The sequence below is a fragment of the Cytobacillus sp. FSL R5-0569 genome (genome assembly GCF_038007265.1).
Classification (GTDB): domain Bacteria; phylum Bacillota; class Bacilli; order Bacillales; family Cytobacillaceae; genus Cytobacillus; species Cytobacillus kochii.
In genome coordinates this window covers 1-25,442 of record NZ_JBBOWW010000003.1, presented here as the reverse complement: position 1 = coordinate 25,442, position 25,442 = coordinate 1, and the positions used below count along the sequence as shown (strand labels likewise).

General features: G+C 36.2%; 28 protein-coding genes. 20 read left to right on the top strand and 8 right to left on the bottom strand.

The window, feature by feature from the left end:
- Positions 1–164: 164 nt before the first annotated feature.
- Entirely contained in the window at positions 165–914 is a 750-nt protein-coding gene (locus MKX78_RS24405) for a hypothetical protein (RefSeq protein WP_341053014.1), read from the top strand.
- Between the two features lie 78 nt (positions 915–992).
- On the opposite strand, the gene MKX78_RS24400 is transcribed toward MKX78_RS24405, so the two are convergent.
- Positions 993–1,283: an AbrB/MazE/SpoVT family DNA-binding domain-containing protein gene (locus tag MKX78_RS24400; protein ID WP_341053012.1), complete on the bottom strand. Its 291-nt coding sequence runs from the start codon at positions 1,281–1,283 to the stop codon at positions 993–995.
- A gap of 120 nt (positions 1,284–1,403) precedes the next feature.
- Here MKX78_RS24400 and MKX78_RS24395 point away from each other — a divergent pair, with 120 nt between their 5' ends.
- The 3 genes from MKX78_RS24395 (at position 1,404) to MKX78_RS24385 (ending at position 3,315) form a co-directional block, all read left to right on the top strand.
- Positions 1,404–1,670 carry a hypothetical protein gene (locus MKX78_RS24395; protein ID WP_095373729.1) on the top strand — a complete coding sequence of 89 codons (267 nt, stop codon included), beginning with the start codon at positions 1,404–1,406 and terminating at the stop codon, positions 1,668–1,670.
- Positions 1,671–2,247: 577 nt separating this feature from the next.
- On the top strand, positions 2,248–2,691 hold the full coding sequence (locus tag MKX78_RS24390) for a JAB domain-containing protein (RefSeq protein WP_341053034.1): 444 nt from the start codon (positions 2,248–2,250) through the stop codon (positions 2,689–2,691).
- A gap of 132 nt (positions 2,692–2,823) precedes the next feature.
- Positions 2,824–3,315 (top strand): hypothetical protein, encoded by a 492-nt coding sequence (locus tag MKX78_RS24385; protein WP_341053010.1) that lies wholly within the window; start codon positions 2,824–2,826, stop codon positions 3,313–3,315.
- A gap of 557 nt (positions 3,316–3,872) precedes the next feature.
- On the opposite strand, the gene MKX78_RS24380 is transcribed toward MKX78_RS24385, so the two are convergent.
- The 3 genes from MKX78_RS24380 to MKX78_RS24370 all read right to left on the bottom strand — a co-directional run bounded on the left by MKX78_RS24380 (position 3,873) and on the right by MKX78_RS24370 (position 5,222).
- Positions 3,873–4,097, bottom strand: coding sequence for a hypothetical protein (locus MKX78_RS24380; RefSeq protein WP_341053007.1), 225 nt, complete (start codon positions 4,095–4,097; stop codon positions 3,873–3,875).
- Positions 4,098–4,673: 576 nt separating this feature from the next.
- A complete protein-coding gene (locus tag MKX78_RS24375; protein WP_341053004.1) occupies positions 4,674–4,865 on the bottom strand; it encodes a hypothetical protein in 192 nt (63 codons plus the stop codon).
- Positions 4,866–4,892: 27 nt separating this feature from the next.
- Positions 4,893–5,222 carry a hypothetical protein gene (locus MKX78_RS24370; RefSeq protein ID WP_341053001.1) on the bottom strand — a complete coding sequence of 110 codons (330 nt, stop codon included), beginning with the start codon at positions 5,220–5,222 and terminating at the stop codon, positions 4,893–4,895.
- 147 nt (positions 5,223–5,369) lie between these two features.
- Here MKX78_RS24370 and MKX78_RS24365 point away from each other — a divergent pair, with 147 nt between their 5' ends.
- The 3 genes from MKX78_RS24365 to MKX78_RS24355 are packed head-to-tail and all read left to right on the top strand — an operon-like array spanning position 5,370 to position 6,942.
- Positions 5,370–6,029 carry a SprT-like domain-containing protein gene (locus MKX78_RS24365; protein ID WP_341052999.1) on the top strand — a complete coding sequence of 220 codons (660 nt, stop codon included), beginning with the start codon at positions 5,370–5,372 and terminating at the stop codon, positions 6,027–6,029.
- Entirely contained in the window at positions 6,004–6,552 is a 549-nt protein-coding gene (locus MKX78_RS24360) for a hypothetical protein (RefSeq protein WP_341052997.1), read from the top strand. The genes MKX78_RS24365 and MKX78_RS24360 overlap by 26 nt, the downstream gene beginning before the upstream one ends.
- 27 nt (positions 6,553–6,579) lie before the next feature.
- A complete protein-coding gene (locus MKX78_RS24355) occupies positions 6,580–6,942 on the top strand; it encodes a hypothetical protein (RefSeq protein WP_341052996.1) in 363 nt (120 codons plus the stop codon).
- 143 nt (positions 6,943–7,085) lie between these two features.
- On the opposite strand, the gene MKX78_RS24350 is transcribed toward MKX78_RS24355, so the two are convergent.
- From MKX78_RS24350 to MKX78_RS24340, 3 genes are read right to left on the bottom strand one after another with little or no spacing between them, the layout of a single operon-like run.
- A complete protein-coding gene (locus MKX78_RS24350; RefSeq protein WP_341052994.1) occupies positions 7,086–7,295 on the bottom strand; it encodes a hypothetical protein in 210 nt (69 codons plus the stop codon).
- A 39-nt stretch (positions 7,296–7,334) separates the two neighbouring features.
- The gene (locus MKX78_RS24345) at positions 7,335–7,715 is read right to left on the bottom strand and encodes a hypothetical protein (protein ID WP_341052993.1); all 381 of its coding nucleotides are present in this window, start codon (positions 7,713–7,715) and stop codon (positions 7,335–7,337) included.
- Positions 7,696–8,868, bottom strand: a complete 1,173-nt coding sequence (locus MKX78_RS24340) for a ParM/StbA family protein (RefSeq protein ID WP_341053033.1) — start codon at positions 8,866–8,868, stop codon at positions 7,696–7,698. The genes MKX78_RS24345 and MKX78_RS24340 overlap by 20 nt, the downstream gene beginning before the upstream one ends.
- A 587-nt stretch (positions 8,869–9,455) precedes the next feature.
- Between MKX78_RS24340 and MKX78_RS24335 the strand changes: the two genes are divergently transcribed.
- The 13 genes from MKX78_RS24335 to MKX78_RS24275 all read left to right on the top strand — a co-directional run bounded on the left by MKX78_RS24335 (position 9,456) and on the right by MKX78_RS24275 (position 24,452).
- The gene (locus MKX78_RS24335; RefSeq protein WP_341052991.1) at positions 9,456–10,889 is read left to right on the top strand and encodes a primase C-terminal domain-containing protein; all 1,434 of its coding nucleotides are present in this window, start codon (positions 9,456–9,458) and stop codon (positions 10,887–10,889) included.
- A 535-nt stretch (positions 10,890–11,424) separates the two neighbouring features.
- A complete protein-coding gene (locus MKX78_RS24330) occupies positions 11,425–13,965 on the top strand; it encodes an ATP-binding protein (protein ID WP_341052989.1) in 2,541 nt (846 codons plus the stop codon).
- A gap of 14 nt (positions 13,966–13,979) precedes the next feature.
- Positions 13,980–14,870, top strand: coding sequence for a replication-relaxation family protein (locus MKX78_RS24325; protein WP_341052987.1), 891 nt, complete (start codon positions 13,980–13,982; stop codon positions 14,868–14,870).
- A gap of 56 nt (positions 14,871–14,926) precedes the next feature.
- Positions 14,927–15,265 (top strand): hypothetical protein, encoded by a 339-nt coding sequence (locus tag MKX78_RS24320; protein ID WP_289432527.1) that lies wholly within the window; start codon positions 14,927–14,929, stop codon positions 15,263–15,265.
- A 13-nt stretch (positions 15,266–15,278) separates the two neighbouring features.
- A complete protein-coding gene (locus MKX78_RS24315; protein WP_341052984.1) occupies positions 15,279–16,259 on the top strand; it encodes a conjugal transfer protein in 981 nt (326 codons plus the stop codon).
- Between the two features lie 18 nt (positions 16,260–16,277).
- Complete coding sequence (locus MKX78_RS24310; RefSeq protein WP_289432525.1) at positions 16,278–16,499, top strand: hypothetical protein; 222 nt, start codon at positions 16,278–16,280, stop codon at positions 16,497–16,499.
- Positions 16,500–16,502: 3 nt separating this feature from the next.
- Positions 16,503–16,934 (top strand): TcpE family conjugal transfer membrane protein, encoded by a 432-nt coding sequence (locus MKX78_RS24305; RefSeq protein WP_341052982.1) that lies wholly within the window; start codon positions 16,503–16,505, stop codon positions 16,932–16,934.
- Positions 16,912–19,473 carry an ATP-binding protein gene (locus MKX78_RS24300; protein ID WP_341052980.1) on the top strand — a complete coding sequence of 854 codons (2,562 nt, stop codon included), beginning with the start codon at positions 16,912–16,914 and terminating at the stop codon, positions 19,471–19,473. Before MKX78_RS24305 ends, MKX78_RS24300 begins: the two co-directional genes overlap by 23 nt.
- Positions 19,470–19,904, top strand: a complete 435-nt coding sequence (locus tag MKX78_RS24295) for a hypothetical protein (RefSeq protein WP_340978753.1) — start codon at positions 19,470–19,472, stop codon at positions 19,902–19,904. The genes MKX78_RS24300 and MKX78_RS24295 overlap by 4 nt, the downstream gene beginning before the upstream one ends.
- Positions 19,901–22,339, top strand: coding sequence for a CD3337/EF1877 family mobilome membrane protein (locus MKX78_RS24290; protein WP_341052978.1), 2,439 nt, complete (start codon positions 19,901–19,903; stop codon positions 22,337–22,339). Before MKX78_RS24295 ends, MKX78_RS24290 begins: the two co-directional genes overlap by 4 nt.
- Positions 22,339–22,968: a hypothetical protein gene (locus tag MKX78_RS24285; RefSeq protein ID WP_341052976.1), complete on the top strand. Its 630-nt coding sequence runs from the start codon at positions 22,339–22,341 to the stop codon at positions 22,966–22,968. The genes MKX78_RS24290 and MKX78_RS24285 overlap by 1 nt, the downstream gene beginning before the upstream one ends.
- The gene (locus MKX78_RS24280; RefSeq protein WP_341052974.1) at positions 22,955–24,154 is read left to right on the top strand and encodes a C40 family peptidase; all 1,200 of its coding nucleotides are present in this window, start codon (positions 22,955–22,957) and stop codon (positions 24,152–24,154) included. Before MKX78_RS24285 ends, MKX78_RS24280 begins: the two co-directional genes overlap by 14 nt.
- 13 nt (positions 24,155–24,167) lie before the next feature.
- Positions 24,168–24,452, top strand: coding sequence for a heavy metal-binding domain-containing protein (locus MKX78_RS24275; protein WP_341052970.1), 285 nt, complete (start codon positions 24,168–24,170; stop codon positions 24,450–24,452).
- Positions 24,453–24,807: 355 nt separating this feature from the next.
- On the opposite strand, the gene MKX78_RS24270 is transcribed toward MKX78_RS24275, so the two are convergent.
- Positions 24,808–25,068, bottom strand: a complete 261-nt coding sequence (locus MKX78_RS24270) for a hypothetical protein (protein WP_341052967.1) — start codon at positions 25,066–25,068, stop codon at positions 24,808–24,810.
- Positions 25,069–25,442: the final 374 nt, after the last annotated feature.

Genomic DNA, 25,442 nt, shown 5'->3' with positions numbered 1-25,442 from the left:
AACCTTTTAGGGAAATGAATTTTTGATAAATTCTTATCGTGGGAAAATTTTGGTAATATTGGAAATACCCTTTGAAATACTGAATAATATTTATATAATTTTAGAAATTACACCTTTATTCATAAAAAAAGTGATAGAACACTAACTCATTGAGGGGGATTTTGATGGTTTCAGTTATGAAGAGGGTTAAAGAAGTTAAACAACCAAGAGGTGGATATATAAGACCAAAAGATTTCACTATACTCCCATTTGATGATGGGAAAATATTGCAAGAGGATGAGAATATACATAGTTCATTAATTGGTATGGCAGTAGACTATTTAAGTCGCTTCTCATACGGGACATCGTTAGAGGATGCTTTTAGCATTTCTATTCGTGGAGCTATAAAAGTGAATGAACTTGATGATGCTGCAGAATTATTAAAGGGTGTTATAGGTTTAGATGATCCATCTATAGTGAATGCATGTAAGTTAGTGGGGTATGATGTAGCTTTTCGTAGTGGAACTGCTCAATATAAACCAGTGAAAAATATACATCCTAATGAACAAACAATAGAGAATATCAGAACGATGGTAGAGCGTAGCAGGGCATTCAATGAGAAAAATCGTATCATCAAAGATGGGTTTACATTTGAAGGCGGTTATACAGACATCATCACAAAAGGAGACGGCGATTTTTTAACTGAACACACGTTATGGGATTTTAAAGTAACGAAAGCAAATCCAACGAATAAACATACATTGCAGTTGCTTGTATATTATTTGATGGGTAAACAGTCTAACCATGATTATTTCGATAATATTGATTCAATTGGGATTTTTAATCCAAGGTTGAATAATGCTTATATGCTTGATATTGATGCCGTTCCGAAAGAGGTTATTGATAAGGTAGCGCATGAGGTAATTGGTTATTAACTAGATCATATCCAAGTGTAGATGAATAACATCAAGAAAAATAAGGAGGACTAGAAGTCCTCCTTCGAGTATGTGCTATTAAGCCATCTCATTTACAGTTATGTAGTCCTTTAATTCTTCTTGAAGTAGATGAATTGCAGCACGACTTAAAACAATCTTTCCTCCAGCAAGTTCAACGTTGCTATCGCTTATATGGCCCGAGATCATACAAGCACGTGCATGTGAATATTTACGAAGAATAATCTGATCTTCATCTAAGAAAATTTCTAGTGGGTCTTTAATGTTAATATCCATTACTCTTCTTAATTCAATTGGTATTACAACTCTTCCTAGCTCGTCTACTTTTCTTACAATTCCTGTACTTTTCAAAATGGAATCACCTCTTATATTATTTATAGATAAATAGGTAGTTATCATAAGAATGTTGGTATTTTGATAAGTTAATTATACCTTTTTTTACATAAAGTTACACAAGGAAGGAGAACTCAAATGAAAGTAGTGATAATGACAAAGTTAAATACCGAAGGAAGTATGGGCTTGAGACGAGGTAGCTTTCTCATTAGCGACTATGAATTTAAGAAAAATCCTGATTGGTATATAGGAATTAAAGCGTATGAATGGATTCAACAACAAATTGCCGAATACGGAGGGAGAAAAACGGAAATTATTCAAGTAACTTGGAATGAAGAAAATGATATTACGGAGGTTGTTAAAAGTATATATCCGATTATGCCAGAGGATGATTTACCTTTTTGATACCATAACGTATGAGAGTTTTCGTTTGTATATTTGTATCCGTCCTCGAAAGATGTAATAGGTCGATTGGTGACGGCATCGAGCCTAACCAATCGACGTCTTTTCTGCAGAAAAGACGGAGCGCAATTTTTCTCGCTGGTAAGACAGCTTAAAATTACTTATCGTACGCTTCAGGCTCCCTTATAGGGAGCCTTTTGCTTATGAGAAACGCCTGCGGGCATCGAGCCCTTGTCGTTTGCGGTCTATCAAGTACGCATAGACCGCTGGGTGTAGTGCCTTCTCCTTCCTTCGTTCTCCTCATTATAACAACTTCGCTTATGACAGATAGAAGGGCGGGCGATCAGGGAAAGAAAAGGGCAAAGCCAAGTAGGCTAAGGAGCAATAAGAAAGCAAAATACGCTTTCTAACTGCCCCTAAGTCATTGGGCTTCACTCCTTTTCTAACGCTTTCTCCCGTCAAGCATGGGAGAAAGCTACCCTTCTCTTGCAAGTCGGCTTCTTCGTAAGCCGACCCTTCCATCTGTTTGCGCGAATTGTTCAGTCCTTTCCGAACAAAGAAAGGAGAGAGGAAAATGAAAATGGAAAAAGTTCTAGAAATCGTAAGCATTAAACAGGTAATCACAGAGGTGGAGGTGCTGGAATCAATGACAGTTCGTTCTCCAGAAGATGCAGCAAGAATAGCTTCAGCGTTTATTGGTGATGAAGACAGAGAGGTGTTTTTTGTCATGTGCTTAAACACTAAGAATCGTGTAGTGGCTGTACATCGTTGCCATGTAGGAGGGTTGAACGCATCTATTGTTATGCCTCGTGAGGTGTTTAAGAGTGCTATCCTGAATAATAGCGCATCAATCATTGTCTCGCACCAGCATCCGAGCCAAGACACGACTGCATCGAGAGAGGACATCGATGTAACAAAAAGGTTAGTTGAATGCGGTAAGATTTTAGGCATTGAGGTGCTAGATCATGTCATAGTCAATGAAAACGCAGACTTCTACAGTATGAAAGAAAAAGGATACATCTAAACAGGAGGGAGAGCAATCTCCCTTTTTTGTTCAGTTTCTGATGAATCAAAAATAACGTATGTTTATTTTTGTTTACTTAGTAAACACCAAATGATATAATTTGTTTACTAAGTAAACAAAAGGAGAGATACTATGAAAAAAGCAACCGAAAGAGTTATCAAGAATTTCCCCATGTTAGAAAGTAAAATTACTGCATATGAAAATGTACTCTTAATTGAAGAAGCCATAAAGGGATTAAATGAGATTGAAAGGACCTTTTTAAAATTAGTTTGGTACTTTGAAGAGCCTGAATCTCAATCATTTGATATGAGAAATCTTTATTTGTACCTTTCAGACGAATGGCTCGATTTCGCATTAGAATTAATCACTGATTATTTTCGTAATGAAACGTACCTAATTAATACTAAGCCTACTTTCTCTATTATCAAAGAAGATGATGAATATTTGGGGATGAGTCAATTTGCCAGTTATTTGACTGAAAATGGTTTGAATTTTAGTAAGCAGAGAGTAAGTGTGTCGTATAAACGAGGGAAAATGCCTGAACCTGATTTGGTTATTGCTGGTGTGAAGTATTGGTCTATTCAGACAGCGGACAAATTTTTAGAGGAAAATAAGTCATATTAGATCGTTAGGTTGCCACATTCTAAAAAAGTTCTAGTTACAAAAGTGAATGTGACGAAACAATGATACTATCGGCGGCAGCACTACAGAATGTTGATTTACGGCCATCTACGAAAGAGCGTGTAGATAGCCATAAATCAACATTCTGTACGTGTCACTGTGATACTAAAGAATCCGATAACAACGGTCTGTACGGCTACGCCTACATTCCGTAAGTTCCTGTCTCCTTTACCTTTCAGGTCGCATCCCATGAGCCGAAAATCGTAAAACCTCAAAACATAAAACCCTAAAACATAAAACCCTAAAACATAAAACCCTAAAACATTTTTTAGAAATTCATCCACCGATTGAATAGTTACTAAAAAAACCGTTCATACTTGAATTAATAGGGGATTTTAAAAAAGTATTGCATATAATATTTTAAAAGGTTAAAATCTGCGTTTAAGAAAATGCATTGAAAATGCTTGAAAAACTAAGGGAAATAAGATAACATTAAATTACACAGTTTTTGTTAAGTAAATCCCCCCCCCGAACCCGGCAAGGAACGAGGGAGAAAAAATTTAAGCAGACTTATTTTTTTCGATGTAAATATCCATCGCTTTTTCTGCTTTTTTCAGCCATCGGCAAATGGCTTTGGAAGCCTTGTAAATAGCTATAGAAGCCTTGTAAATAGCATACATTCCGGCAAGAATGAGAATTGCTATAGCGATAAGGCAAGCACCGAAAGACTCCCAAGCTGATGAAAATAACCAACTTTGAGATAAAAAACAAATAAATTTTTTCATTTTGTTTCCTCCTTTCTAACCATTTTTACAGAGGAAACAGGAGACAATGAATACTGCAAAGTGCAACAACTGCCTTTCAGTTAATATTTTGACACAGCTAACAAAACCAGTTGTAGAGCCGTTGTCAATAACACTCTATATGAACAGGGATTAACGTACCCTGGAAAACGAACAGCAAAAAAGCCGAACAAAGGCTTATTTTTTTTGCCTCTATCGGTTGGTAATTTTTTCTATATTTTTATCGGGTAGACCCAACAACTAAGTGTAACATGATTTCATTGATATAGTCAATAGCCCAAATCTAGGAAAAATGGATTTTTTAAAAAAGGTCTTTTCCCAAACCCACTGGGGAACTTTTCCCCAGACCCCGTTAAGTCGAACTCCCCAACCCCTCAATCCTTGAGGGGCTCCCTCGCCGGTAGGCAGGTCAAAAGGTGTTGCCTTTTGACACAGCAAGAGGGTTTGGGTGTAGTGAGTCTATCAACTCCTTAATGCTCCCTACGGTCCGCTTACCGTTGACAGACGCCATATATTAGCTTCTAATCTAAATGATTGACAATTTTGGTTATTCTTATTCTATTTGTGATTTCCTCTGTGTTCAGGGTTTAATAAATCTGCGAAGATAAAAGATCCTTTTGATTCGTAGTTTGCTACAAGACTATGCAACGCCATTACGGCTAATTGATTTTGTGATAACCCTACCTCCTCTGACATCTTTTCAAAGTCCTCTTTAAGCGCATCTGGCATGTTGATGGGTAATCTCTTCATAAGTAAAACTCCTTTTTAATATCTATTTCAAACAGGTTCTTTAATAGGAGAAACATCATAATTCTCGAATCTGCTATCACAAGTGGAACAAAATTTTATCCAATTAGGATGTTCACCGTACATGGGTGTGAATGTACCACCGCAACTGCAAGCTTCACTATAATCTGGCTCTTCTGGTTCGTCAAATAACCCCTCTTGATGTGCCTGTTCCCATAAAAGATTATTTACTTTTTCTTTTAACTGTTCTATGTCATTTTTTAACGCAATTTCATTTTCCTCTAAATTTTTAATTTCATTTAATAAACGTTCATTCTGCTTTTCTAATGAAACTATTTTTTTCTTTTTGCTGAAAAGCATACTACAAATCACCTTCCTTTTCTGTATCTCCTTAGTGCTATTTTAGCACATAATAAGCATCAAAACAATACCAATTGTCAGAATTTTATGTTATAATATAGTTAAGATAATTGAATATTAATATTCAAACAAGGAGGGCTCACTTAAATGTCCAGCATAAAAGTGGCTACTGACGAATTACATAATGCGTTTGATTTATTAAATATAACGTTCTTCAATGATGAATTGCCCAAACTCGCCATTACGATTCAAACCAGTGGTAAACGCAAATCTATGGGCTGGTGTACAACAAAAGAGGTTTGGGGTGATCGTGACGGAAAAATCAAACTGTATGAAATAAATATAGCTGCGGAATTTTTGGATTTAGATTTTTTTGAAACCATGGATACATTACTTCACGAAATGGTGCACCTGTACAATATCACTCATGATATTCAGGATTGCAGTCGAGGTGGAAACTACCATAATAAAAAGTTTAAAGCCGAAGCAGAAAAACGAGGGTTTTACTTTGAGAAGGATAAGCCAGATAAGAAATATGGGTGGTATAACCCTAAGTTAACAGAGGAAACAAAGCAGAAAATATCCTCTCTTGATATTGATAAAAGCGCTTTTTCAATCGCTCGAAGGGGAATGCAATTACATCTTAGTAACGATGACACTAATCAAGAAGAAGATGGCCAAGAGAAAGAGAGGAAAAAATCTTATAAATGGGTTTGTCCTGGTTGTGATTTAATTGTTCGTTCTACTAAGCCCGATGTATCCCTAAAATGTATGGAATGCAATGAAGAGTTGGAAGAAAGAGACTAAGGGAGAGGTGTTCTCTCCCCTTTATGGAGGTAAAAAAATGCTAACTTGTGCTTATTGTGCCACTGAATTAAGTTCTAAATACTGTCCTTTTTGTGAAATGGAATTAAAGGATTATCAAATATCAAAGAATGGAAAGCGTATGGCAAGGACCTTAGATTTTATTCCGGCAGAGGTAGAAATCTTCCAGGATACTAAGTCCCTTATGCAGAAAGAAACTATTGAATTGTTATTCTTATTGCGCTATGCCAGAAAACACCGTTCCGATGTATATAATTTACGTATAAACGTCCATAGGGCAACCGAACAAGGGAATGAAATGCAGGAATATAACGCTGCTTCTTATAGTGATTATGAAGAAGCAACTCGAAAAGTATGGGTGATTGAAAATATTATTAAGGAGCGTATAGGTTACTTCCCTAGTAAGGTGACTGAAAAATTCATTTATATTTATCTGGGCCGTATAAATCAATCTAACGAAAAGAAGATGAAAATTAAAGAATCATCGGTACAAGAAAATGCTTGAGTATAGGATTAGAAGGGAGGGAACTGTATGCATCCAATGAATAGTCTTTTCCCATTGTTGATAGGGTTATTTTTATATCTTGTTTTGAATCCTTTCTCCCAGTCATTCGACCTACTATCTGTTTATTTCATTTGTGCTGTTCCAGCTGGTTGGTCAATGATTAACCGTTATAAAAATAGACCGACAGATACGCAGATCATTATTCGTGAAATATATCGAGTGCGTTCTGATATATTCTTCGATTTATTTTTTTTAGCAATACGAAAGGGGTTTAAGTTTTTTCTTGCCCTTATAATTGGCTGGTTAATTGCCCCTTATTTATTATTTGAAGCGATAACAGGAATTAAATCAGCTATAAGAAAAATGAGTAATAAAGGAGTAGCACAATGAGGGTGATCGTAGCAGAAAATAAAATTACGAGGAATAAAAAAGGAGCTGGAAAGAAAGCTCCTTTTTCTGGCCAATGGCAGCACGTGTTAAAACAAAAAACCACCTTAAGGTGGTCTTGTGCTTTAGTTTCTAAAATATGACGCTTATTTATTTAATCGATTAATTACATCAGCCCAAAATTCTTCCGATACTTTTAATTCAAAGGCATCCAGTTCTTTTGTTTGTTTGAGCGAATCTAGGTGTTTAAGCATTTCTTGCTTCGTTTCAAAAATTCTTTTGATATTATTGTTTAGTTCATTAATTTGCTCTATAACAATACCTTCATCATTTTTATAGATTTCTAAAGTCCCCATTTTATCTCCTTTATTTTAGGTTATTATCTAACTGTAAAATTAAGCAAAAGGGTCGTCGAAATCATCGAGACTCGACCATGCAGAGTTAGAGCTCTCTTCTTTTTCTCTTGGTTCTATTGTTTTTGCTGTCTCTTTTGTAATTACTTCTTTTTCTGGTTGTTCCTCTTTTTGTGTTTCTGGTTGATATATAGGTTGCTTTCCATTAGTTGATGAAAGATCAAAATTAATCTTTCTTGGCATTACTTCTGCAACATCTACAAAGCCTGTTTGGTTGTAAAGTTGTTGAGCTGCATATAAGAAGAAGTTAGATAGGTCGGATTGTTTGTTAATCCATTCTACAAATTCAGGTGTAATATCGCGGCTTAAATAAATGTTTATCCTATCTCCTTGCTTGTATACTTTATTTCGAGTGCGTGCCACTTGCAGTTACACCTAATTCTCTTTCTTTCTGTTGTTCGTACCTTGGTGAGCATGTATATACGAGTAAGCCGCGCGCATTTACAAACATAGGGTCTTTTAAGAATGTAACGTTAGTCATACGATCTTTGGATTTAAGAATTGGCTGCAAGTAAGGTTTAAGTATTGCTGCTCCACCGCCATAGATAAACACAAAAGGGTCATCCTTTAAATCGTCAATCTTATTTATAATCGAGCTGCTAATTTGTGTTGATAGTTGTAACAACCCTGTTTTGGATTCTGCAACTAGATCATTATGACGAGGATGTTCAGGGTCAAAGTAGATTTCGTTAAATTCTGCCATGCTATCAATGGATTTTCTAGGATTATTACGATTCCAACGCTTGATAATTTCATTAATAGTAGATTTAACCCCGAAATTCAATCCTTCTGAAAGTTTAGGGTTATATTTAACGCCTTCTGTCACAACGATTTCAGTTGTGCCAGCACCAATATCAAAATGCAAGAGGGTTTTATTGGTGAAATCTACTTTCATAATTTTATCGCCAATTTCTATTTTTCTTTCTGTAACTTTTCCGTTTTCATCAAAGACTACACCCCAAGCTGCAGCTGCGCCTTCAGGTAAGCATTTGCAGTATTCGATTTTTAAAGTGACATAAACATTCCTTCCTGATGGATGATGGAAGATAATTTCGTGTGTACCCATAAAACGAGTAGCGTTATTTTTGGCACTTTCTTGTGTAATAGTATTTACTGGTAAGGCAACAGATAGATCATAAGAAACTTCAATATTATCTTGCCCGTAATTCTTTTTGATTGCATCGATGGCGAGCCCAGAAAGTGTCACAATAACAGGAATTTCATCTTTAGATTTATCGGACTTTTTTTCTAATTCATTTGGTGTAAGGTTATCTTTTAAAACTTTTTCTCCTATTATATATCTTTCTCCATTCCTTGTTAGAGCTTTAGAATTGATAGTTACATCAATATTTTCTAATAAGTCACTAGCTGCAATATCATCCATGTCCATTAATTCAGTTGTTTCGCCCATGTAATAAGAAAAAACAGTAGGAATTGTTATAGGGTCTGTATCTTTAACCCAAAGTTTTAATCCGTTGTTTCCAGCATCTGCACCAGCTTTTAAAATCGTCATCAGAAAAACACTCCTTAATTGGTTTATTTTGCTATCTTTAGTATAGTATACATCTATTTTAATACTATGGCAATACATTTTATGTATTTTATGCGCACAAAATGCGCAAATAAATAATATTTTTATACATATAATATATTATATTGTGCGCACAAATAGTGCATAAAAAAACCGATTGGCTTCTTTTCGCCGATCGGAAGAATAGTAGACAAACAAAAAAGTTTTATGTATAGTTATAGATAATTCTAAAATTTACTAGTCTAAGAGATTTTTTATAATAAAAATACAATAATAAATACATAAAAAAACAAGTTAAAAGAGCCGTGCTGTCAACACCGCTCTTTTAGAAATAAGCTAGCTCCACGGCAACCAACCTCGAACTAGCTTTGATAGGTAAATCATGATGCTGTCAACATCATGATTGTTCTTATTCATATATGTACTTATCATATATGAAATTTTGGATAATTGCAATGTTTTTTGTTCGGTAAAACCTAACAAAATTCTGCATCTTTCTCTATCAAAGTTAAAGGTTTAGGACCGCTACAGGGCAGCTTGTGGCGGTCTTTTTGTGTGGAGAAGGAGAAGAAATGAACGCATTAAGAGAGATTTATAGAGATCAACTAACAGAATTACCAAAAAAACAAATAGATAAGCAGCAAAACGGTTATAACAGTCATTTGGGTTGGGTTTATGTTTGTAATACGTTTTACGAAAAGCCTAAAGCTGTGCGTACATATCGCTCCTTATTTGGTGCAACAGAAGCGTATACATATTACACACCTAATACGTTTTACCGCAATGATCAACGTCATGAGGGTTCTTTACGATGGCTAAATGCTATGGTTATTGATATAGATACAAAAAATGGATACAACCAGGGCGGGCTTTTTCTCCCTGATGTATTGGATTCTGTAAATGATGCAGGACTCCCCATGCCTTCTTTAGTTGTTTCAACACCTTCAGGTGGTTTTCACCTTTATTGGTATTTGAATAGCCCTAAAAGAGCTTTTCCAAAAGTGACAGCTCATTATAAACGAATTCAAATGAGTATTGCTGAAGCTTTAAATGGCGATTTACAGGCTGTGGGAGCAGAGCGATGGTTTCGTATGCCTACCGAATCAAACATTGTTTATCAGACTGATAGTCGTATTAGTTTTGATAATCTATGTGACTGGTTATCTATTTATCAAGAAGAAAAAGCAGAAGAAAGGAAAGTAACTTGTGTAGGTGTAGATGGATTACTACAACATCCAGCAATCAAAAAGCTTTTAGAAGGCGTATCAGAAGGTCAAAGAGATAACACTTGCTATACGCTTGCTTTGGCATACAAAGCGAATGGATACAGTGAAAATGAAACAGAAGGTTTTTTGCAAGAATGGAATGCTTTAAATGAGCCACCCATGCGTCAATTAGATGTTAAAAGAAAAGTAAAAAGCGCATTTAAAAAAGATGCTCCGCATGGCCCGTCATCTTATTGGATTCGCTTGCTTTCAGATATGCCATTTACTTATCAAACATGGGAGGAAGCAAAACCAAGAGAAGAACGTACATATAGCCATTTTGATGAATGGAAAGAAGATATCATTAACTATTTAAAAGCCAAAGGAGGAAGTGTATCTGCTGCACAAAGAAAGATTGCTGAAGAGGTTAGGTCGTCATCAAATGAGAAAAAAAACATCCCGTATACAACTTTTAAAAAGATTATAGAACACCTTGTTCAAATTGGAATAATTACAAAGAAGATAGAAGGAAAAGGACGTGCTGCGGAAACTACTTTAACCCTTATTAAGAAAACAAAAGTCATCCCTTTCCAACGCAAAAGGGAACAAAAAAGAAATGGGTCCAATTCAAATACATTTATAGATCAGGTGGTGGGTGGGTTTACTGGTTTGTTTTTGCTTTCTAATAATTCTTTATCTGGCTCTTCAAAATTATTTGAGGAACCAGCTTCTTTACTATTGCCTTCTGGGAAAAATAGACCACCTAAAAACAGGAAAAATACTGGTGTATATTGGGAATAAGGTCCCTTGTATATAATTTCCAGTGTGTTATGATTAAGGCAATTAATCCTATAATCAAATATTAAATAATACTAATCACCACTTTAAGTAATTAATTAATTGGTTTGGGTGGTTGAGCCGTGGCCGGTCCTGCCAAATGATCACGGCTAGGTGAATCGTTTACCCGTGATCATTTGGCAGGACCTTAGATATTTAATCCACTTACCTGATTTCAAATGTTATGTAGTGGTAGGGGGGGAGTGGTGAATAGTAAGTAAGTGAGAGAGAGTAAGTAAGTTAAGTAAGTTAAGTAAGTAAGAGAGAGTGAGTGTGGGGGGAGGTAAGTGGGTAGAGAGTTAAGTTCAAGAGAGTAAGTAAGTAGTTCAAGAGATGAAGTTCAAGAGAGAGGGGAAAAGAGTGTATTTTATGAGAGTGTGGTGGATAGATCGGTTAGGATAAAGAGGTAATCAGAAGTTAGAATTTTGTAATTGGTAAATAAGTGTAATTGAGAAAATAATATATTAGTTGATAATGCGTTTTTAGGGAGGTGGAGTATTTGAGGTATCATTTATTGCCATTTTTGATTCCGAAAAGTGGAAAAATTTATGAATTAAAGACAACGATGGATGCAAAGATTTTGTATTTTAAAGATGAAACAGCATGGTCGACAATGTTGAGTTTTCTAAATAGACCATGGTATAGAAGATTGATTAAGCAAGAATGGATTAGTTGGGAAATTATTGCCACAAAAGATGATATAAGATTTTTTGTTTGGGTTCCTGATGATCATGTAGGAAGAGCATTTAAAAGTAAATATTATGCAGAACATCCAGAAGTAGAAATTACAGAAGTTAACCCTACTCCATTAGATTTTAAACGCCCTCATGCAGCAACGAAGCTATTCACCGAGAGTCATTGGACAGTTCCCATCAAGACATACCACAATGAAGTTGTAGATACCCAAGCAGAAATAATTGAGTTTTTAGATGGATTAGAAGATGAGCAAGAAATTCATATGCAATTTTTAGTTCAGCCGGCTTATGGCACTGAGAGAAGTTTTAGAGGAATTACTAAACAATTTCATAAACAAGGCGCAGCGGATGAAACATTAGAAAAAGATAATGAGTTATATTTGTCAGCTATTGAGGGGAAATCAACTCGTGTTTTATCTAGGATTGGCATAAAGGTTGTTGCGTTTGGTCGAGATCAAAAAGATGTTAAATCTTTAATTAAAAGCGCTAAAGGTTCTATAGGTACTTTCTCTAGCGGAAGGCTTAATCAGTTAAAAGGTCGTGAATGGTGGTGGTTTCGAACGATTCGCCCTTTATTTCGATGGGAGTTTCAAAATCGATTATTTTCCATTGAAACAAAAAAAAAGCGAGTTATTTTAGGCACTGAAGAAATGGCCGCAATTATGAGATTGCCAAGCGAACGAGTGCAAAATAATAAGTTGAATCGTTTGAAAATGAGGGCTACCCCATTGCCAAAGGAATTAAAGAAGCCTTCATTTGACCCGAATTTGACGATATCCCTAGGAGATCATCAATATCATGGGCATGAAACTAGTGTATTGTTTGATTTAGCTACACTTAGATATCATGCAGCATTTCTTGGAATGTCTGGTATGGGTAAATCAACAGCGATGTATAATCTCGTGGAAGATTTAATCAAATTGGATGGAGTTGGTACATCTATAGGTGGAACGGTTATTGATCCCCATGGTGATTTATGTCAGGACATTGCAGCACGTATTCCGCCTGAAAAGCAGCATCTTGTGAGATACATCAAATTTTCAGAAGGGGAACTTCCTTTTAATGTTTATGATGTTGATTTTGCTACAAGTGAGGATAAAATTGCACAAACGGTAGCAGATGTATTAAAACGAACTTGGAAGGATTTTTGGGGTCCTAATATTGATGATAATTTCTTAAATGGAGGAATCGTCTTACAACGAGTAGGGGAAGCAAGCTTGCCGAATTTACAGAGGCTTTTAAGTGACCCTGATTATCGTGATTCTGTTTTAGAACGTTTGGATCGAGCAGACCCTATAGAAAATGACTTGTTCCTTTATTTTGCGAATTTACAACAGTTGCAAGATAGGGAACTTCAAGCAAAAACAAATTCTACTCTTAATAAGCTTCGTAAAATTACTTTATCAGGTGTATTAGGAAAAATGTTGAGAGCAAAAACAAATGGTTTACGCTTTCGAGAAAGTATGGATGAAGGGCGAATCAATTTATTGGATTTATCAGAGTTAACCAGTGATGAAAAGAAATTGATAGGCTCAATGTGTTTAACGTTTGCTGAATTGGCAGGAAAAAGTCGTGCAGATACACCAGCATCTGAAAGAAGCCGTTTACCTTATCATTTTGTGATGGTAGATGAGGCGCCAACGCTTATGGAGCATAGTACTGACGCTATCGAATCTTTTGCTTCGGAACTTCGGAAGTATAAAACATCTATTATTTTAGGTATGCAGGGGATTAAAGATCAGCTGCCACGAGAAGTTGCGTCAGCGATTTTCAGAAACTTTGGAACGCTTGTTTCTTTCCGTTTAGGAGAGCCTGATGACGCAGCATATGTGAATAGATCGATGACATCGGAAACATTAAAAGAATCGGATTACCTTCAAGTTGAGCCTTATCATGCATATATGCGTATGCAGGTTGGAAATGAACGAACAAGACCTTTTCTGATTCGGATGAAAGCACCACAAGAAGCACTTTATCAATCTTCGATTCCTGGTATTAAACAAAGAACGATTGAAGAGGCATTAGAGTATGAAAAATTAGCTGTTCCAGTGGTTACGAAAGAATCGGAAGTAGAACCAGTTGATGAATATATGGAATTAGATGTGTTGGTTGGCGATGGTGAAATTCCTGACCAAGAAAATGAAGCATTTCATGAAATAAGTGGTGAATTACATGCTTTAACAGAAGAATTAATGGAACAAGATGAGCAGAAAGATGAATCTGAAAATGATGGTTTAATTGCTGATGACACAAATCAAGAGGACACACCAAATCTAGAAGATAATCAGGAGAAGAGGGAGTCAAATGATAAAAAAGCGGTTAATATCGAGGATTTATTGGTTTAGGGGGTTAATGAGGAATGGTAAAAAGAATCGGAGATATAGAAGAACAATTATTTGTATCATTGCATGACTTGGTTTTTGTAGATGTACCGTATTTAGAAAAATACATCTATGTTCACCCTGACGGGACAGCTTATTCTAGACCGTGGATATCACGGCAAATGAACGCATTGCAAAGAGAGGGTTATATTAAATCTTTTCCAGTTGCTAAAGCGTCAACACGTGGAAATGACCGTTTAGTTTACACCTTAGATAATAAGGGTGTGCAAGAAGTGAAAGAAATTTTAGGTGAATCTGATTGGGATAAACGGTGGACTGATCGTACACCAACATATATTTATCATTCATTGCAGATGTCTCATATTCAAGGTGCTTATGCTTCACAAAAAGATAAAGTATTTGCTTTTAAAGAGTTTTTCTCTGAAAGGCGAGCTTTCAGGAATTATGGGGAATCCTCAAAAGACAAAGAAGGTAAAGTGAAGCAATCAGCAACTACTGTAATTCGGCCCGATGGTGCATTTGTTTTAGAACGAACGCTCAATGAGCAATCTATTCAAATCTTATACTTAGTGGAATTGGAAAGAAGTCGTCAAAGGATTGATGTCACCATAAATAAGTTGCGACGCTATAACGAATATGTCAGAAAATGCGCTTATAAAGATGATGTGGTTTTTGGTGATAATATACAACTTGTTCGTGTTTTATTTGTATCGAGTAACCAAAACGAAAGAGATCAATTGATGAGAAATGCTAAAAAAGCAGAATCAAGAGAAATCGAAAAAATTGGCGGTGCTTTGATGTTTGCTACTTATGATGAGGTTTTAGAAAATCCTTACGGTGACATATGGAAGGCTGCGCATTCTACTGACCAAGATAAACTATATAGCCTATATAAACGTATAGAATAAAAAGTTGAATATCAATATTCAAAAATTGAAGCTGCACTTGAAAGGAGGTGATTGGATTGGGGTACAAGGTGAAGCGAGGTTCTTCATCGAGTGGTGATAGTACCATTAAAGATATGCTATTGGGCTTTTTAAAGCGATTAGTCGGATTAGTCATCATTCTTGCACTTATGATTATTGCTGGATACTTTCTATTTCAATTTGCTTATGATCAATATCCACCTTTCGCAGAAGCAGCAGATGATGTCTTAGGTTGGCTGAAAAGCTTTTATACTGAATATGGTATTTGGGCAACTCTAGGATTAATTCTTTTCCTTTGTATAGCTGTTTGGGCTTTAGGAGAAGAAGCCAAGAAAAAAGATAGTAGAAAGAAAGCCATGGAAGAAATGATGAAATAAAAAGGAGGGTATTATGAAAAAGCGAGAATATCCGAAAACGGTATTCAGGAAAAAAATGCTTAAAGGTGTGTTTTGGACTGGGTTTGGGCTTGTGTTGTTCTTATCAATTATCGCTATAGTCAGAGTGGGAAATGCAGGAGCCAATGAAGCAAAAGAAGAGATTCCGACAGAAGCACAAGAGGAAGTGATAAATCTAGCAGCTAAAGAGGGCGGTCAAACCTTTGCGCAAAACTTTGCGTCTCAATATTTCATTTGGGATAACACCGATGAAGCAAGAGAAAAAAGAGGGGAACGCTTATCTAAATATTTAGCTGAAGGATTAGATCAGCAAGCAGGATTATCTTATGAAGGGATGGAATGGAGCAGCACGTTATCTTCTTCACAAGTATGGAAGGTAGAAGAAACGAAAAAAGATGAAGCTTTGATTACACTACGAATCAATCAGAACTTGAAAAAGGTGATTCCACCTGACAAAAAGGCAGTAGAAAAAGCTAAGAAGGATAAAAAGAAACCACCTCAACCTAAAGAAGAAACATCAGGACCACACGAAAAATACTTTGTTGTTCCAGTGAAAACAGATGGCCAATCTTATGTAGTGCATCAAATACCTTATTTCGTGGCTGCCCCTCAAAAGCCAGACATTGCAGCAGACACTAAAATAAGCGAAGAAGATAAAGTGTTAAGTTCTGAATTGCAGGAAGAAGTAAAAACCTTCTTATATACTTTCTTCAAGGTATATACGACAGGCACACAAGAAGAATTAACTTATTATTTGAAAGATAATGATGATTCAGTTTTATCTATGACTGGTATCATGACTTTCAAAGAAGTGAAAAACCTTGTCGTGAAGGAAGGGGAAAAAGAAGGAGAATATATCGTTCATGCCACGGTTGCTTTTAGCGATCAACATTCTAAAGCAGAACTTGTTTACCCGTATGAAATGGAAATTGTCAAAGATAATCGATGGTTTGTAAATGAATTAAAGAATCAATAATTAGGAGGTTCATAGATTATGAATTTTGGAGAAAATATTCAAAGTTGGTTTTCAACACAAATTGGTGCTTTGTTTTTGGTAGCTATCGGAGCTATAGCAATTTATTTCTTAGTGAAAAGAGAGTTTTCTAGGTTCGTTGGATTTGCTATATTCGCGATGGTTGTAGGAGTATTTGTATTTAACCCAGACACAATTACAAATCTTGGTTCTAACTTATTCAGAACCGTGTTCGGAGGGTAATATATGAGACCAAAGATTCTACGAACCTATAACAGTGTATGGAAAGTGGAAAAGGTACTTTATGGGGTGCAAGACATCCCACTGCCGATACCTGTGACGTATCGGCAGATAGGATTTTTTGCGGGTGGAGTTGCCTTGGTTTGGTTCCTAAACAAATTCCCCCCTTTAAGTTTAATTGATTTGGGTTTGATTGAATACATCTTTTTACCGGGATTATTTTCCTGGTTTTTTACCAAACAACTGTTAGATGGAAAAGCGCCGCACCGATTCTTTTATCGGGCGGCACAATACTACCTTAGCCCTCGCCGTATAAACCGATATAAGGAAGTTTCAGAAGTGAAGGCTCCTTATAAATATAAAAGTTCTATTAGTTATCGAAAGCTTAGTTATCAAAAAAAGGATGGTGAAGTAAATGAACATCGAATTTCCCGTTAAATATTTTGAAGGCAATTTGGTGTTTTCTCAAGATGGCAGTTGTTGGGCTTATTATAAATTAGAAGGGTTTAATTACGATTTCCTTGCAACTGACGAGAAGGACATTATTTTCACCAAAATTAAAGCATTTTTTTGGCAAATTAACTTAGATACTCATTTGCTTGTTGTTCCGAATTTTCAATCGATAGAAGAGAAACATAATAAATTCAAAAAAACATTAACAGGTCCATTAAAAGAAGCTGCTGCTAAACATACGGATGACGCAGCCATCCAATTGGAAAGTATGTTAGGCAAAGAAGGAACAGAGTATTTGTTTTTCATTGGCGTAAAATTGCCGAAACCCGACAATGTAAAAAATAAAAAATCCTTTCTTCAGGACTTAAAAGAAGCGTGGAAAGAATTTATTAGCGGTGTGAATGAAGCATCAGGTCTAGATACACCTGAAATTATCGAAGATGAAATTTTGCGTAATCGTAAATCGGAACGACGTATTCATAATAAAGTTCATTCACGTATGAGAGCTGAACCAGTGGATGAATTAACAGTTCAATGGTTGATTAGAAGAAACTTTTATCGAGGGATTGGGAAAGCGCCTCTTATACAAAATTGGAGTCCAGCTTACACAGTGAATTATAAAGAATATGAGGAAGAGAATGTAACTGTTCGCCGCCCGATGCATCATGACATTCTACGTTTAACCGAAGGGTTAATCGATGATTCTCCTAAACGCAGCCTTTTATTAAAGCAAATTCATGAAGGTGAAGAAAGAGAAGGGCATGTCGCTTTTCTAACTGTTTCAAGTGTACCTTATGAATTAGAATTTCCGAATGAAGAATGGATATATGCCATTCAAAGCCTTGATTTCCCTGTAGAAATCAGTATTCGCACAGAAACGATGGATAATCGTAAAGCTTTATCAGCTGTACGAAACAAACAGAAAGAATTAAAAGACCAAGATCGTCACGCAAGAGAAACAGGTAATGATACAGGGTTGAACGTATTGGAAGGAAGGCAAGAAGCGCATGAGCTAGAAGCTCATTTACAAAAATCACGAATGCCATTAATTAAAACATCTATTGTTTTCGCTGTATCTGCATCAGATGAAGATGAATTAAAAAGACGTTGTGATACGTTGAAGGACCATTACCAAGATATGATGTTTCAAATCGAGCAACCTTATGGTGATCAGTGGCTTGCATTTAATGAGTTTCTACCAGCAGCTAAAAGGTATGTTACCGATTATGTTCATTTCATGGAGCCTGCGACAGTCGCAGGAGGGATGTTTGGAGCTACTAAACAATTAGGCGATGGAGAAGGTTTTTTTATCGGTTCAACAGGTATCTTAGACCAACCTGTTTATATTATGCCTAACCGAGCTGCACAAGGGATTAGAGGAACGAAAACAAATGCTTTATCAGCAGCATTTCTTGGCTCACTAGGTGGAGGAAAATCCTTTTGTGCTAACTTGATTACGTATTTATCGGTATTATCAGGAGGAAAAGCTTTAGTGGTGGACCCAAAGGGAGATAGAGATGAATGGGGCGACAAGCTTTATGATTTAAGAGACCATGTCAACATCATTTCGCTTTCTACGAAAGCAGAGGATGCTGGAAGGCTCGACCCGTTTTCCATACACGATAATATCAAAGAAGCTGAAACGCTTGCTCTAGATATCCTAACGTTCCTTACAGGTGTACGTTTAGATGATTCTAAACGATTTCCTAAATTAACACATGCTGTGCGTGTGGTTGCCGAAGGAGAAAAGCCTTGTTTGAAAAAAGTAATGCAAACCTTGCTAAATGATGATGACGAAGTGGCAAGAGAACTTGGTGGACATATTCAGTCCTTTAGTGAATTATCCTTTGCACAGCTATTATTCGGTGATGGAGAGGGTCAATCATCTATTAGCTTAGAAACAGCATTAAACGTTCTACAAATACAAAATTTAGAGTTGCCATCACCTGACACACCTCCAGAAAAATATAACTTATCTGAAATGCTTTCTATAGCAATGATGCTTCCAATTTCGTCGTTCGCATTAAAATTCATTCATTCTGATCGTAGTATCTTTAAAGTGGTGTTACTTGATGAAGCTTGGGCAATCTTAAACACAAGCCAAGGGAGTCACTTAGCTACACGTCTTGTACGTGCAGGGCGTTCTATGAATGCTGGAATTTACTTTGTAACACAAAATGCGGATGACTTGTTAGATGAAAAAATGAAGAATAACATCGGTATGAAATTTGCTTTTAGAAGTACCGACTCAAAAGAAATTGAAAATGTGCTTTCCTTATTAAATTTAAAAAATACTGAATATAACGCATCTATATTGAGTGAATTACAGAATGGCCAATGTCTATTTCAAGATATTTCTGGTCGTGTAGGAGTTGTTTCCATTAATGCTTTATTCCATGACTTATTCGACGCATTCGATACAAGACCACCTGCTGAAAGGGTTTCGGAGGAAATAGAAGAAAATGAGGTTTTACAAGAAAAGAATAATCAACCAGAAAAAGAAGAAACGGAGGTTTATGTATGAAGAAATGGTTAGTTGCAGCAGGATTGACAACAACAATCTTCGTTACCGCAGCATGCGGTAACGAAGAAGTAAACGGTCAAGGACCTTCAGATGTAGCGATTCAGTGGGTAAATGCAGAAATACAAAATAATCAGCATAAAATGCTTGAATTATTAGATGAAAAATCAATTGCCTTAGATAAAGAAATTAAGGGAGATAACGAAAGTGAAGCTGAAAACTATAAGTTAACCGAATGGAAAGCTTCAGATAATCGATATTTTTATGAAATGATTTATGAAAATCCAGAAGATAAAAAAATGGTTACAGAAAGAATGGAAATCATCAAAACGGATGATGGCTGGAAGCGTACATCTTACAGTGATCTTCGTAATTTCGATACACATATTGCAGATATAGAACCGAAAATATTAAAGGAGCTGCATAATCAGTGAAAAAAATCTTGAAGCTATTGGCTGTCATCTGTTTAATGTTTGTGACAATGCAAGTACCTGTAGCCGCAGAGAGCTTACAAGATAATCTTGTTCCACAAGATAGAGATACACAAAGAGTAGGAGAGGTAGAGCTCGAGTATAATGAGCATCCACAACATCATTACGAGCTTGACACTTATATTGATACGTCTGGTGACTGGATGCCTTGGAATTGGATGGATGGCGCAGGAAATCAAATTTATATCGCTTTAATGGAAATGGTTAATGCGATATGGATGCTTAATAATCTATTAGCTAATTTTACAATGGTCATTGTTCAAGAAGCATTTGCGCTTGATTTTGTCTCAAGTGTGATTGATCAGATTGGTGCAGCGATTTCTAGTATCGCAGGATTTAATTCAAATGGATTTATGGGGAATGGACTTTGGCCATTATTAATCACCTTTATTATATGCATGGTAGGTGCATGGGCAGCCTATGTAGGGATGATAAAACGGGAAAGTAGTAGGGCATGGGGTGGAATCATTTCAGCTTTAATTATCTTTGTTTTTTCAATGGGGTTCTTCGCTAATTCTGCGAAATTCTTAGGTGGTATTAATGAATGGTCTAGTGAATTACAAAGTAACATTTTAGGGGTTTCAGCAGGTATTGTTAATCCTGGATCGGGTTACAGCAAAGATGAGGGGTTAGCTACTATCAGAAATCAGATGTTTGATTTAATGGTGAAAAAGCCATATTTGCTTATGCAATATGGAACTACACAAATTGATAGTAACCGAGTAAATCAAATATTAGAGGTTGACCCTATTCTTAATCCTGAAGATCGTGAAGAATTAGTAAAAGCAGAAGTAGAAAGAAATGAAAATACAATGATGTCAGCTTCAGGTATCAAACAAAGAGCTGCGTTTGTTCCGTTACTTTTCATCGCAAATACCATCATCGGAGTTTTTCTGCTTCTTATTTCAGGAACAATCATTTTATATCAATTAATCTTTTTAGTTTTAGCTTTATTTGCACCAGTTCCATTATTGATGGCTTTAATACCGAGTTGGAAACAAACAGCTCTTAATTGGATTATGAAACTCGTTCATGCGCAGATTATGAAGATTGCTATAGCTTTATTATTAACTATCTTGTTTGGAGTCTCCGCAATTCTTTACCGAGCTACAGAAAGCTCTGATTTAGGTTATCTAGGTATGATGTTATTACAAATTATTTGTTTTGTAGGTGTTTGGGCAAAACGAAAAGACTTGTTTGGAATGGTATCAACAGCTGCAAGTAATATTCAAAGTAGTACCGGTCAAACATTAAACAATTACAGAAATCGCTTTAATCAAGCCAAGAATAATTTACGTAGAGGTAAAGAGTTAATGAACGGCGAGAAGAGTCCTTTACCTTTAGCGAACCGCAAAACAGGACTTAAACCACAGCCCCATATTGGTAAGCTAGACGAACAACAATTAGCTGAACGTAAAAAGGCATTAGGTGAAACAAAAGACCGTATTTCAGCTGCAGGAAGAAGTATGACTCTTGCTAACCGTAGTGATCAAGAGTTTCAAGAAGGAAAAGAAACGTATAAAAACCAACTCCATAATCGACCAGACATAGCAAATGCCCCAACTAATCAAGAAGAGCTTATGGACCGTCAGATTGATTCTAATAGCCAAGATAAGAGTAATGATAATGTAACGAATATAGATGATTTACGACGTCGCCGTATGGGTTCAGGCAATACAATCCCATTAGTGAATAGATATCCTGAAAAGCCTGCGGATAAAGAAACAGCTTCTACACTCGAAGGTATGGATATTAATGATCGTCAACAGTCAGAGCGTAATGTCAATCATCAAAATATGCGCGAACATACAGACAACATTCAAGAGAAGCAGCAATCAAATCTTGCCGAACGTCGAACACTTCATAATGACACAGATAAACAGACCGCTCAAGAAGTGATTAATCGAAATCAATCTACTCATGACAATGATGTTAAGAACATTCAAAACACAGTGAATCGTGACCGTATCACACAAGAAAGCAACGTTTCTAACGAAACGGTCAATCGTAATTTAATGAATAACGAAAATACACAAAGAAATATTAGTGAGACTGTTAATCGACAAATCACTAATAACGAACAGATAAATCAAAACTTCAATGAAACAGTTAATCGAAACATCACAAATAATGAAAGTACGCAAAGAAATATCAATGAGACATTTAATCGAAATCACATCACCAATGAGAACAATGCAAGTACTCAACAAACAACATCAAACGGAGCAAGACGAGTTAGTAAAATGACAGCTGAAGCAATTCAGACAATCATTAATCGAGCAAAGAATGACGATAAACCATTAACTAAATGGGAAGCCGAACAAGTAGCTGAATGGAGAAAGAAACAAGGTAATCAAGAGAATGAAGGAGGTAACTAATGTTTGGATGGGATTTTGAACACAGTAAAAGAGATCGTGTGAAACTGTTTATATTTACCCTTTCCATTTTCCTTGTCGTGGGCTTTACCACATATTTTTTTCTCAACAAAATGGCAGTAGATTCAGGGCAATCAGAAGAGGTAGTCGAATCAGTGGAAAACACTGATTCTGGCCCTTCATCAGCCGTTCAAGATACAGAAAATGACGAAGAATCAACAACAGCAACTAAGACATACAACCAAACAGAGCAATTCTCCGAAGAACAAATGGAAAGGTCCAAAGATGTCGCTATAAAATTTGTAAAAGCATATCACACTTATAATGCTGAAAAGCCGATGGAGTATTTAGAAAATGCGCAACCGTTTATGACGGGTGCTTTGTATAAGAAATTCGAAAAAAAACCTCGTAGAGAGCCATTAGAACGAACTTATTTAACGGTGGATGAAATAGATATTACACAAGTTTCTAACGCTAGCAGCATTGTTGTCCGTTGGAATGTGATGGTAAAAGGGGAAGCTAAATCCGTTGATGGTTCTACTCAAAAAATAGAAGATTGGTATCTTGTTGGTTTGAGAGAAAATAACGGTGAATGGCTTGTAGAGGATGTGAATGTAAATGTCTCAAGCTAATGACCCAAACGACAATTATGAATCAGATGGCAGCTCGGCGCTAAAAAGCGCAGCTGCCACAGCTGGGAAAGCAGCCGCAAAGAAAGTAGGGCAACAAGTTGCTAAAAAGGCAGCACAAAAAGCAGGAACTGCCGCAGCATCACAAATTGGTTGGCCCATCATATTAGGGGTTGCAGCTGTTGTTATATTGTTTATTGGTATAGCTGTATCCGTCTTTTTCCTTTTAGCTTCTAGTGCAGAACAAGAGACAAAAACGCAAACAGGAGGGCTATGGGGCGGTGATATTTCGGAGTTAGGTCAGAATGAAATTCCTTCCGTATTTATACCTGTTTATCAAGCAGCACAAGAAGCTTATGGCGTACCGTGGAATTTGTTGGCTGCGCACCATCGAGTAGAAACGCATTTTTCAACAATCGAACCGATGATTTCGCCTGTGGGCGCACTTGGTCACATGCAATTTATGCCCTGTACATGGGTTGGATGGGGGCATCCAACTTGTTCAGGGCTTGGCGCAGGGAATATATCAGATTCTGATTTATCAGATCCTAAAGTGATAGAAAAGTATGGTGGGTATGGTGTAGATGCGAATAACGATGGAAAGGCTGACCCATTCGACATTGAGGATGCCATTTTCTCTGCAGCTAGCTATCTAGCTGCCAATGGCGCAGCTGATGGTAATTTAAGAGAAGCCATATTCGCTTATAACCGAGCTGATTGGTACGTAGAGAAAGTTTTAGGCTTTGCTGATTCATATGTAGATGGATATGTTGCTGTAGATGGCACAGAAGGTTTAAGCGGTGTAGAAGTAGTTGACATTGGGCGTCAATGGATTGGTAATTCTGAATACGTCTTTGGTGGTGGAAGAAACCAAAGTGATATTGCAGCAGGGCGCTTTGATTGTTCAAGCTTTGTACATTGGGCTTTTGATCAAGTTGGTGTAAATCTTGGGCCATTAACATCAACTACTACTGATACATTAAAGAATCTTGGTGAAACCGTATCGGTAAAAGAAGCGAAACCAGGAGACCTTGTTTTCTTCAATACCTATAAAGATGATGGGCATGTAGGCATTTATATAGGGGATGGAAAATTCATAGGTGCTCAAACGAGTAAAGGTGTAGCAATTGAAGATATGACAAGTGGGTATTGGAAAGATACATTTAACGGTAGAGTGAAACGACTTTAAGGGAGGAAATCAAATGATTATTTCAACAGGAGATATTAAAGAAAAATATGAGATATTAAATGTTTACTATACTTATGCTGCATCTCCTATAGAAGATACAAGGTTCATCAGGTTTACAAAGGAAAAAGACGACATGATTATAAAAGCTTTGGATAAAGTTAATTTAAACTTGATAGAATACGCTGAAAACATAGGAGGAAATGGGATTATCCATCTTCGTTATGATACTAAATTTTTTAATCAAGATAAAAATGTTATGGTTACAGGATATGGAACTGTAATTAAATTGATTGATTAATAACCACGAAGCAGCCTTAATGGCTGCTTTCAGAGTGTAGACAAACCCCTTTTTCAAAAATCCAGTTGGAGAAAAAGGGGCCTTGTTCCTTTTTTAGTTACATATATGGTAGTTTCTATTTGGTGAAATCGCCATATATAGATAAGTTAGCAATTATAAAAAGTGGCTGTCGACTTTGTCGACAGCCTGAAAGGAGCTTAGAATTAAGCTCCTTTTTAGTGTGTATTATTATGTGATTTATGATGTGACATAGGTGAGAAATAAAATGATATTTAAATTGCTAATCATCTTTTTGCACCTCAAAAGTGAACCCGTTAGTGGTTTACTTAGGAGGTTTTTTACAAATGTTTAATTATCAATAAACAATAAAAAAACAGATACAATTAATCACAAAAAGTATACCCAGACTCCAAACTACAACCTTCTGACCGAATTTACTTTTGTGATATAAATTAACGAGAATAAAATAAATGGCTAATACTACGCAGATAAATCCTATTCCTTCAACCGTTTCCGAACGTGTATAAGTCTCTTGGTTGATAATAAATACTAAAATCCAAGATATTAATAAAAAAACACCATAAATATTAAGAACCCTTTTTAAATTTTGATCCATAAAGCACCTCCCTCTACGGATTAAATAACCCATTACCCATTATAATAGACCATGATAAAAGAAATATATACAACTTGCAAACGCCTGACTAAATCGATGAGCTTATTTTCCTACGTTTAGCATAGAACCTAGGATTGATTTAATTAAGTTTGCTCAGCATACTTAATTAAATCAATCCCTCACAGATATAAAAACAAAAAAGTGGTGGAAGTTTTGGGAATAAACTTCTACCACTTTTTATTAATTACAAGCCCCGATCTTATTAATCGCAGACGAGGTTTGCGATCCCTTCTTAATTAGTCGTCATTAGGAAAGAGACGATAACAGAGAAGAGCGTCAAAAAGATGCTGAATTAGTCGTAACGAAAGATATGC

Coding starts and splice junctions, on each gene's coding strand:
- MKX78_RS24315 (WP_341052984.1), top strand. CDS start 15,279: ATGAAAAAGCGAGAATATCCGAAAACGGTATTCAGGAAAAAAATGCTT.
- MKX78_RS24370 (WP_341053001.1), bottom strand. CDS start 5,222: ATGCTTTTCAGCAAAAAGAAAAAAATAGTTTCATTAGAAAAGCAGAAT.
- MKX78_RS24285 (WP_341052976.1), top strand. CDS start 22,339: ATGTTTGGATGGGATTTTGAACACAGTAAAAGAGATCGTGTGAAACTG.
- MKX78_RS24355 (WP_341052996.1), top strand. CDS start 6,580: ATGCATCCAATGAATAGTCTTTTCCCATTGTTGATAGGGTTATTTTTA.
- MKX78_RS24380 (WP_341053007.1), bottom strand. CDS start 4,097: ATGAAAAAATTTATTTGTTTTTTATCTCAAAGTTGGTTATTTTCATCA.
- MKX78_RS24385 (WP_341053010.1), top strand. CDS start 2,824: ATGAAAAAAGCAACCGAAAGAGTTATCAAGAATTTCCCCATGTTAGAA.
- MKX78_RS24300 (WP_341052980.1), top strand. CDS start 16,912: ATGAACATCGAATTTCCCGTTAAATATTTTGAAGGCAATTTGGTGTTT.
- MKX78_RS24325 (WP_341052987.1), top strand. CDS start 13,980: ATGGTAAAAAGAATCGGAGATATAGAAGAACAATTATTTGTATCATTG.
- MKX78_RS24390 (WP_341053034.1), top strand. CDS start 2,248: ATGGAAAAAGTTCTAGAAATCGTAAGCATTAAACAGGTAATCACAGAG.
- MKX78_RS24395 (WP_095373729.1), top strand. CDS start 1,404: ATGAAAGTAGTGATAATGACAAAGTTAAATACCGAAGGAAGTATGGGC.
- MKX78_RS24305 (WP_341052982.1), top strand. CDS start 16,503: ATGAGACCAAAGATTCTACGAACCTATAACAGTGTATGGAAAGTGGAA.
- MKX78_RS24335 (WP_341052991.1), top strand. CDS start 9,456: ATGAACGCATTAAGAGAGATTTATAGAGATCAACTAACAGAATTACCA.
- MKX78_RS24365 (WP_341052999.1), top strand. CDS start 5,370: ATGTCCAGCATAAAAGTGGCTACTGACGAATTACATAATGCGTTTGAT.
- MKX78_RS24375 (WP_341053004.1), bottom strand. CDS start 4,865: ATGAAGAGATTACCCATCAACATGCCAGATGCGCTTAAAGAGGACTTT.
- MKX78_RS24270 (WP_341052967.1), bottom strand. CDS start 25,068: ATGGATCAAAATTTAAAAAGGGTTCTTAATATTTATGGTGTTTTTTTA.
- MKX78_RS24295 (WP_340978753.1), top strand. CDS start 19,470: ATGAAGAAATGGTTAGTTGCAGCAGGATTGACAACAACAATCTTCGTT.
- MKX78_RS24275 (WP_341052970.1), top strand. CDS start 24,168: ATGATTATTTCAACAGGAGATATTAAAGAAAAATATGAGATATTAAAT.
- MKX78_RS24405 (WP_341053014.1), top strand. CDS start 165: ATGGTTTCAGTTATGAAGAGGGTTAAAGAAGTTAAACAACCAAGAGGT.
- MKX78_RS24360 (WP_341052997.1), top strand. CDS start 6,004: ATGAAGAGTTGGAAGAAAGAGACTAAGGGAGAGGTGTTCTCTCCCCTT.
- MKX78_RS24350 (WP_341052994.1), bottom strand. CDS start 7,295: ATGGGGACTTTAGAAATCTATAAAAATGATGAAGGTATTGTTATAGAG.
- MKX78_RS24280 (WP_341052974.1), top strand. CDS start 22,955: ATGTCTCAAGCTAATGACCCAAACGACAATTATGAATCAGATGGCAGC.
- MKX78_RS24310 (WP_289432525.1), top strand. CDS start 16,278: ATGAATTTTGGAGAAAATATTCAAAGTTGGTTTTCAACACAAATTGGT.